Annotated in this window: 5 protein-coding genes; all 5 read left to right on the forward strand. The window is 69.5% G+C overall.

Annotation, left to right across the window (positions count from 1 at the left end; translation table 11 throughout):
- Positions 1-20 precede the first annotated feature (20 nt).
- The 5 genes from Q664_RS40755 to Q664_RS40775 all read left to right on the forward strand — a co-directional run bounded on the left by Q664_RS40755 (position 21) and on the right by Q664_RS40775 (position 6,595).
- On the forward strand, positions 21-938 hold the full coding sequence (locus tag Q664_RS40755) for a pseudouridine-5'-phosphate glycosidase (RefSeq protein WP_043409079.1): 918 nt from the start codon (positions 21-23) through the stop codon (positions 936-938).
- Positions 939-1,190: 252 nt separating this feature from the next.
- Positions 1,191-1,793, forward strand: coding sequence for a hypothetical protein (locus Q664_RS40760; RefSeq protein WP_043409084.1), 603 nt, complete (start codon positions 1,191-1,193; stop codon positions 1,791-1,793).
- Between the two features lie 448 nt (positions 1,794-2,241).
- Positions 2,242-3,510, forward strand: coding sequence for a diaminopimelate decarboxylase family protein (locus Q664_RS40765; RefSeq protein ID WP_235217072.1), 1,269 nt, complete (start codon positions 2,242-2,244; stop codon positions 3,508-3,510).
- 47 nt (positions 3,511-3,557) lie between these two features.
- Complete coding sequence (locus Q664_RS40770; RefSeq protein WP_152622623.1) at positions 3,558-5,468, forward strand: hypothetical protein; 1,911 nt, start codon at positions 3,558-3,560, stop codon at positions 5,466-5,468.
- On the forward strand, positions 5,465-6,595 hold the full coding sequence (locus Q664_RS40775) for a thioesterase domain-containing protein (RefSeq protein ID WP_235217073.1): 1,131 nt from the start codon (positions 5,465-5,467) through the stop codon (positions 6,593-6,595). Before Q664_RS40770 ends, Q664_RS40775 begins: the two co-directional genes overlap by 4 nt.
- Positions 6,596-6,668: the final 73 nt, after the last annotated feature.

Genomic DNA, 6,668 nt, shown 5'->3' on the forward strand with positions numbered 1-6,668 from the left:
CCGTGGCGTATATGCCCCCCATGGAACTGCATTACTCCGAAGAGGTCCGGCGCGCGAAGGAGCAGGGCGTGCCGCTGGTGGCGCTGGAGACGAGTGTGGTGGCGCAAGGGCTGCCGTACCCGGACAACCTCGGGGCCGCGCGCGCCTGCGAGGAGGCCGTGCGCCGCGCCGGTGCCGTGCCCGCTCCCATCGCCGTGGTGGACGGGCAGGTGTTCATCGGGCTCGAGGAACCCCAGATGCGCCGGCTCGCCGAGGGCAAGGAGCGGCTGTTCAAGCTGGCCTCGAGGGATCTGCCCGTGGCCATCGCCCAGGGCGCCACCGGAGGCACCACCGTGAGTGCCACCTGCGAGCTGGCCGCCGCCGCGGGCATCCGCGTCTTCTCCACGGGTGGCATCGGTGGCGTCCACCGCGGCGTCGCCGAGCACATGGACATCTCCCAGGACCTCTGGGCCCTGGGGCGCTTCCCGGTGGCCGTGGTGTGCGCCGGCGCCAAGTCCGTGTTGGACCTCCCCAAGACCCTGGAGGCCCTGGAGACCGCCGCCGTGCCCGTCATCGGCGTGGGCACCGATGAGCTGCCGTCCTTCTACAGCAGCTCGTCCGGGCTGAAACTGGAGCACCGGGTGGACGACGCCACGGCGGGCGCGCGCATCCTCCGGGCCCGCTTCGACACGCTGGGGCAGGGGGGCATCCTCTTCACGGTGCCTCCTCCCGAGGAGACCTCGCTGCCTCGCGCCGACGTGGAGCTGCACATCGCCTCCGCGATGGCCGAGGCCGATCGGCAGGGCATCCGTGGCAAGGCCGTGACGCCCTTCCTGCTCTCCGAGATGGCCCGCCGCACCAGCGGCAAGACGCTGCGCGCCAACCTCGCGCTGCTCACCAACAACGCCCGTTTCGCCGGGCAGCTCGCCGTGGCCTACGCCCAGGGCTCCCGGGGCTGAGCTCCGTTCACGCCTGAGCGCACGTGGGTGGCACACGGGGCCGTGCCACCCGCTGGCGATCTGGCACACGGTGCCGTGCCATTCGTACCACCGTTCCGCCCGTCCCGCGCCCGGCGCGCGCGGTTCGTGGGGCCTCACTGAAATGCGCACGGTGTCACTGCACCCCCGGCCACGGCACGGGGGTTGCTCTTGCCTCGGATCACGGTGGCTGGCCGGTGGCCGCCGCGAATCCCCTCCGAGGAGAGACACACCATGAAGCGCTCGTCACGACTGCTGGGAACCCTTGCTCCGCTGATGATGGCCGCGGGCTGCGGCCCCGAAACCATCGCGGAGTCCGGGCCCGGCTCCCTGGGTGTCACCCACCGCGCCCTCGTGCTCGACAGCCAGAAGTTCAAGGTCAACACCAGCATCTCTTCCGCCGAGCGCTGCCGCGTGCCGCAGAGCCGCCAGGCGGACTTCCCGCCCGACCGGCAGCTCCTCATCCACCGTGGCACCGTCCTGCGCGGCCTCTGCACCGTCGAGTCCACCGCGAGTGCCTCGGGTGACTTCGAGATGAGCCAGGAGGGCTACGACAAACGGGTGAAGAACTCCGGCGACGCCGCCACGGAGAGCATCGCCACCGTCCAGGTGTCCAACCAGTACGCCTCGGGCATGGCCCCCGCGATCGCCGAGCCCGCCACCTACGCTGGCAGCGGCGCGGCGTGCGCCCCGGTCTTCTCGGCCGAGCCCGGCTACACCTACGTCCACCCTGGCACGCAGGGCAGTGGCTCGAGCGGCACCACCCGGTTGCGCGCCGTGATCCGCGCCTCCGATGCGAGTGGCGCCTCCGTGCCCGCCTTCTTCACCGTGCAGTGAGAATGGAATTCACGGCGGGTCGTGGCGGACCGGGTGGTTGTGCAAGAGGGGCTCTACTCCTCCGCGCTGTTAGCATTGCCCTTGCACTTTCCGTTGTATGCCATTGAAGCCGCTCTGATGAGTTGCTCCCGAGCGCGCTGACGCGTCAATGACACGTCAATGACGTGTCAGCCAGAGCGCGGTGGCAGGAGTTCCCGAGGATTCCCAGGCATTTCCGAACTGGCATGGGCCGTGCTGTCTGGCGGCATGTCTCAGCCACCGCGCTGACTCGGAGAGGGAAGGCCCCATGAGAAGCCGGGCGGGTCCTTTGTCGCTCTCCGAGCTCCATGAGGGTTCGACCTTGTCCACACACTCCGTCATTGTTCCCGAAAGGCCCACGAAGCAGGCGGCCGGAGCTTCTCAATCCCTTCATCCAGAGAGCTGGAGGCTGACGCGAGCCGAAGGAGGGTTGTGCCTGGAGGGGAAGCCGCTCACGAGCCTCGTGGAGCGTTGGGGGAGCCCTCTCTTCGTCGTCCACGCCGACCGGCTCGCCGAGAACGTCCGGCGCTTCCAGCAGGTGCCGCCGGGCCAGCAGCGGGGGGCCGAGATCTTCTATTCCTACAAGACCAATCCGATTCCGGCCGTGCTCCAGAGGCTGTCGCAGCTCGGCGTCGGAGCCGAGGTGGTCTCTCCGTACGAGCTGTGGCTCGCCATGCGGCTCGGGGTCGCGCCCGGAAGGATCATCTACAATGGCCCGGGCAAGACGACGAGCGTCGCGCGCGCGCTCGTCCAGAGCGATCTCCTGCTCACCCACCTGAATCATCGCGAGGAGATCGCGCTCGTCGCACGGTCCGCCGCGGAGCTCGGCAAGCGGCCCACGGTGGGACTGCGCGTGGCCACCTCCGATAGCTGGTCGGGCAAGTTCGGCATCCCGATCGCCGGAGGGCAGGCGCTGGCGGCCTACGAGGAAGCGCTGTCGCATTCCTCCCTCCGGGTCGTCGGGTTGCACGCGCACCGGGGGGTGGCCATCGAGGATGCCGATACCCTGGAGCGCTTCGTTCGAGAGGTGCTGGAGTTCTGCGACACGCTCCACGCCCGGCTCGGGCTCGACGTGGAATTGCTCGACCTCGGCGGGAGCCTGGCGGTCCCCACGGTCCTGCCGCTCAACGACTCGCCGCTCCCGCTCGCCGAGCGGGTCAGCCGCAGGCTCTCGATCGATGGCTACCTCGCGCTGCTCGTCGAGCGGGTCGAGGACCACTTCCGTCGCGCCGGCCGTCCGGCACCTCGCATCCTGCTGGAGCCCGGCCGTGCGATGACCGGGAACACCCAGATGTTGCTGTGCCGGGTCAACAGCCTCAACACGGCTGGAGAGGGGCCCGCGCACGCCATCCTGGACGCCGGCGAGAACATCGCCCACATCCTGCACCGCGAGTATCACGAGATCTTCCACGCCGAGCGGTGGGGCGAATCCCCGAGTGAGGCGTACTCCCTCGACGGCCCCACCTGCAGCCCGATGGACCGCCTGCGGACCACGATCGAGCTCCCCCGGCTCCGGCTCGGAGACACGCTCGCGATCATGGACGCGGGTGCCTATCTGGTCTCCTTCTCGAACTCCTTCTGCTTCCCGCAGCCGGGCATCGTGGTCCTGGACCAGGGCCGCGAGACGCTCATCCGTCGCGCGGAGACCTACGAGGACATGATCGCCAGGGATCTCCATGCGAACGAGGTCTCCCGATGAGGGCGCATGCGAGGTTCACGTATCCGCCGAGGGATGAGCCGTCCCGCGTGTTGCTCGGTGACGCCGTCGAGCTCTCGCTCGGGCGCATCGAGGTGACGTATCCCGCGCCCGGAGAGCCGCCGCGGATCGCCGTCGCCGGGCAGCCGCTGTCGATCGAGAACGCGCTGCCGGCCATGGATACGGCGGCCTTCGCCCTGGCCGCGGGCGCGGACAGCATCCTGATCTCGGATCGCGATGCGAGGCTGGCGATGCTCGTCCCACGTGACGGCTCGTCACCGCGGGAGGCGCAGGCCCCGCTCTATGTCACGGGTCCGGATCCCAGGCACGAGGGCCAGTTCCGCGTGACGGTCCACGGCGCGCCGGTTTCCCCGGGCGTGATGTACGTCGCGCAAGCGTTCGGGCACACGACGGGCTGGGTCCCGGCCGTGCACGGAGCCCTCGCCAGACTCCCGGACCCGGTCCCGTTCACCGCGGCGATCCGGCGGCAGGAGGACGCGGCAACCGCTCGCCGGAAGGCCGAGAACCCGGCGGGGCTCCACGTGGTTCCGCTCCATTACAGCGACTCGGAGTCGGCGACGATCACGCCCGCGGATGTCACCCACGTCTCGCGCCCGGAGCTGCTGAACCGCGAGGCGGCCCTTCTGTGGATCGCGGACAACCTCGAGCTCGCCCGGGCCAGCGCGGGCTCGGCCGCCATCGTGAACGACTGCCGGCCGGAGACCTGGATCCTGCACCAGCTCGCCGAACATGCGCGGCGGAAGGAAGTCCCGCTGCATGCCGTGCGCTATGCGTTCGAGGAGTTCGAGTGGCTCAGGCGGCTGGCGCGCCAGGCCCGGTCGACGGTGGCACCGGGGCTGGCCGAGCTCCTGGCCGCGTCCGCGCCGGCGATCCACACGCGGCGCGAGCTCGAGGACGCGCTGAGTGCATCGGGGATCGATCCGCGGCGCAACCCCTCGGTCGACTTCGAGGCCGCGAGCCGGGAGCTCATGGCGGGTGTGCCGGAGAGCGGCACGATCTGGTATCAGGCCGTCAACTGGCGGGACTGGCAGTCGTTGGAATCGGGCAAGCGGCCCTACGTGGTCATCCCGCCGCTCGGCCAGGCCAGCGCGCTCTCTCCGGAAGAGGCCGCGGCGCGGGCCGGAGCCCTCCTGGTCCAGCACTCGCCGGCGCTCCAGCACCTCTTCACCCCGAGGGACCCGCGCGGCGTCGTGCTCGTGTCGCAGGGCAACGGCTACTCCGCCTATAGCCGCCGGCACTGGAGCGCGATGCTGGCGCTGGCGGCACGGATGGAGGAGACGCACTTCCTGCTCGCGGGTGGGAGCGCGGAAGATCGAGCGTGGCTGTCGCTCGAACTCGAGCGCCCGCGGCTCGCGAACGTGACGCTGCTCGGATGGATCAACGAGGACTGGAGCACGTTCCTCCGGGCCCTCAGTGCCAAACCACGGGCGACCTTCGTCTGCCGCCCGGGCCTGAGCAGCATCGGCGCCGCGCTCGTGAACGGCATTCCTCCGCTCCTCATGCCGCCCGATCCACTGGAGGGGCCGGATGGAGCCGTGGACGCGATCGCCGCGGAGGTGGCCATGGAGCGCGCGGTCTACGCGTTCCAGCTCGATCGGTTGTATGCCTCCGAGTGCGCGACGCACCGGGATTCGCCGCTGCCGATCCTCGTCGACACACTCGGCGGAGATCAGGAGCGGGCGCTGGCCACGCTGTGCCGTGCGGTGGATCCAGCCGTCCAGTTGCTCCAGCGGGAGGCGATCAACGGCTACTGCGACTGGTCGCGCGTCGCGCATCTCATCGCGAGCGTGCTCGCGCGTGAGGCGGTCTCCGGCGCGCTGCCGATCCAGCTCAAGCGCCAGGTGCGTGACCAGGAGCTCTCGGTCCAGCGCGAGCCGTCCGGCGCGCGCCCACCTCCCATGCAGCACGTCACGCTCGCGAGCGCGGAGGCGCAGCCATGAACCCCCACCACGGAAAGCACGTGAGGACGATGACGCCCCAGCGTTTCATCCCCCCTCGAGACGCCTACGAACTGCGGCTCTCGCGAATCTGGGCGGACATCCTGCACAGAGACTCCCTCGGGATCGGGATGAAGGATGACTTCTTCGAGCTCGGCGGCGACCGTGGCACGGCGGAGGCCGTCCTCGCCGCGACCGTGGCTCGGTTCGATGCCCCGCTCTCGATGGAGACGTTCCTCGAGGAGCCGACGATCGAGCGCATCGGCTGCCACCTGCGCGCGCGCTCGAGGAGGCTCAACGAGGAGATCGTCGTCCCGCTCCAGCCGCACGGCTCGAAGCGCCCCTTCTTCTTCCTTCCGGGAGGCGAGGGGAGCGTATTCAACCACTACGCGCTGGCGCGCTGGATGGCACCGGATCAGCCCGTCTACGGCCTCCAGACGCGAGGGCTCCATGGCGCTCGCCCCCCGTTCGATCGCGTCGAGGACATGGCGGCCGACCACATCGAGTCCATGCGGGCCGTGCAGCCGCGTGGTCCCTACCTCCTGGGAGGCCACTGCTCTGGCGGCGTGGTCGCGCTGGAGATGGCCCTGCAACTGCAGCGCCGCGGAGAAAGGGTGGCCGTGCTCGCCGTATGCGACGCCTGGTCGCCCGCCAACGCCCGCCTCCGCATGCCGAACGAGACCTTCCTGGATGACCTCGTCGAGTTCTACTCCATCATCGGGGCTGGCTTCCGGTACTGGTTCGATGTGGACATCGGGCTGAAGAGCAACGACATGCGCGCCCTCGATCCGCGACAGCGAATCGCGCACTTCATGGACCTCGCCAGGAAGCACGGTGTCTATGCGCCGGACGAGCCAGACGAGCGTATCGAGCGCATCCTGGCGCTCTTTCGCAGTGCCAGCTATTCCGGCTACGAGCCGGCGGAGCGTTTCCATGGCCCGATCACCTTCCTGCGCGCGCTCGACAGCAAGTTCTGCGAGACGCTCACCGAGGGGTGGGAGGACCTCTCGCTGCAACCGCTGCGCCTGCGCATGGTACCGGGCAACCATGTCTCGCTGCTGACCGATCCGCACGTGAAGGTGGTGGCGAACGAGATCCGCATCGCCATCGCGGAGGCCCAGGTGTCATAGCGGTCCGCCCAACTTCACCAGCACTTCATTCCACTCATCGTGCTAGTCTCGCTTTCCAGGAGGAAAGTGGAAT

The sequence above is a fragment of the Archangium violaceum Cb vi76 genome (assembly GCF_000733295.1).
GTDB lineage: Bacteria > Myxococcota > Myxococcia > Myxococcales > Myxococcaceae > Archangium > Archangium violaceum.

Bases quoted from the DNA above. Each gene is read 5' to 3' on its own strand.
- Q664_RS40755 (WP_043409079.1), top strand. From the start codon at position 21: ATGGAACTGCATTACTCCGAAGAGGTCCGGCGCGCGAAGGAGCAGGGC.
- Q664_RS40760 (WP_043409084.1), top strand. From the start codon at position 1,191: ATGAAGCGCTCGTCACGACTGCTGGGAACCCTTGCTCCGCTGATGATG.
- Q664_RS40775 (WP_235217073.1), top strand. From the start codon at position 5,465: ATGAACCCCCACCACGGAAAGCACGTGAGGACGATGACGCCCCAGCGT.